Origin of the sequence: Mesorhizobium sp. M4A.F.Ca.ET.020.02.1.1 (assembly GCF_004022645.1) — a bacterium.
Taxonomy (GTDB): domain Bacteria; phylum Pseudomonadota; class Alphaproteobacteria; order Rhizobiales; family Rhizobiaceae; genus Mesorhizobium.
The window spans coordinates 1-1,662 of the sequence record NZ_RZOI01001016.1 but is presented as its reverse complement, the minus strand read 5'-3'; the positions used below and the strand labels follow the sequence as shown (position 1 = coordinate 1,662).

General features: G+C 64.4%; 2 protein-coding genes. One reads left to right on the top strand and one right to left on the bottom strand.

What is annotated here, in order from left to right; all coding sequences use genetic code 11:
• Window positions 1–49: 49 nt before the first annotated feature.
• The gene (locus EN742_RS34295; RefSeq protein WP_126057468.1) at window positions 50–802 is read right to left on the bottom strand and encodes a sulfite exporter TauE/SafE family protein; all 753 of its coding nucleotides are present in this window, start codon (window positions 800–802) and stop codon (window positions 50–52) included.
• A gap of 313 nt (window positions 803–1,115) precedes the next feature.
• Here EN742_RS34295 and rplS point away from each other — a divergent pair, with 313 nt between their 5' ends.
• A complete protein-coding gene (gene rplS / locus EN742_RS34290) occupies window positions 1,116–1,652 on the top strand; it encodes a 50S ribosomal protein L19 (protein WP_126057469.1) in 537 nt (178 codons plus the stop codon).
• Window positions 1,653–1,662: the final 10 nt, after the last annotated feature.

The following is a 1,662-nucleotide window of genomic DNA, read 5'->3' as shown; positions in this document are numbered from 1 at the left end:
ATCTGACCATGATCTTTTCCGAAAACCGGGTCCCACTCTTCGGGATTTCTCAGCCCTTGGTGAAATAGTAGAAGGCGAGGAACAGGCCGACGGCGACGACGAAGCCGCGCACGACGTTCTGCGGCACGCGCTTGGCGATCCAGACGCCGGCATAGCCGCCGAGCGCCCCGCCAGGAATCATGACGATCGCCTGGGGCCAGGCGACGACACCTCCGGAGACGAAGACCAGGATGGCAATGGCGGCAATGACCACCGCCAGCATGTTCTTCATCGCGTTCAGCCGGTGGTAGTCGCCGGCTTGGGTCAGGCCCAGTGTCGCCAGCATCATGACGCCCATGCCGGCGCCGAAGAAGCCGCCATAGATCGAGGTCAGGAACTGGACGAGCGAACCGGCGAGCCAGCCGACGGTCGGCTGGTGTCCGGGCTTCGGCGCCGGCTTCAGCCACGGCCCGGCGGCGAACAGGGCGGTGGCCGCAAGCAGCAGCCAGGGCACGAGCGTGCGGAACGAGGGGTTGTCGAGCGCCAGAAGAATGAGCGCGCCGGCCAGTGCGCCGAGGGCCGAGATCAGGCAGAGCAGCAATGCCTGGCGCCAGAAATGCCTAATGTCGGATGCATAGGCGAGCGTCGAGGTGATGTAGCCCGGAAACTGGGTCACCGAGGAGGTGGCATTGGCGACGATCGGCGGCACGCCGACCAGCGTCATGGCGCCAAAGGTGATGAAGGTCCCGCCGCCGGCGACCGCATTGGCAGCGCCTGAGACAAAGCCCGACAGGAAGAGCAGGATCGCGTCGAAAACAGACATCAGGACGCCGCCGGAGAGGATTGTTTTCTCCGGATTAGGAAGCTGGGAGGGCCGGCGCAACCCCGCCGGAGCCAATTGCGTGATGGCATGCGGCCAAAAAAGACAGGGCCAAGGCGTGACAAAGCGTCAAAATAGCTGTATGTGCCCGCCCGAACCGGAAGAACGATCTTTCGGAACCCGTCAACAATGGCGGTGTAGCCGTCCCTGCCCGATGTCCTATGTTGGACAGAGGGCATAGCCAAGCGGTCGATGGAACTGCAAGGCGAGTTGAGGACGCTCTGACTGTCGGAAGAACAAGAAGTGGATATTTGAGATGGATCTCATCCGTCAGCTCGAGGCCGAACAGGCCGCCAAGATCGAAGCCAAGCGCAAGCTTCCCGAATTCCAGCCCGGCGACACCGTGCGCGTCCAGGTGCGCGTCACCGAAGGCACTCGTACCCGCGTCCAGGCCTATGAGGGCGTCGTCATCGCCCGTTCCGGCTCCGGCTTCCAGGAGAATTTCACCGTCCGCAAGATTTCCTACGGCGAAGGCGTGGAGCGCGTGTTCCCGGTCTACTCGCCGATGGTCGAGGGCGTCGAGATCGTGCGCCGCGGCAAGGTGCGCCGCGCCAAGCTCTATTACCTGCGCGATCGTCGCGGCAAGTCGGCCCGCATTTCGGAGAACACCGGTGTGCGCGCCCGCAAGCTGAACGACGATGAGCGTGATGCGCTGAACGCCGAGAAGGCGCGCATCGAGGCCGAGAAGGTTGCCGCCGCTGAGGCGCTGGCCGCCGAGAAGGCAGCGCAGGACGCCGCCGAGAAGAAGGCCGCCGCCGAGGCCGCCAAGGCCGCGGAAGCCGCGGCCGAGTAAGGCTTTCAAC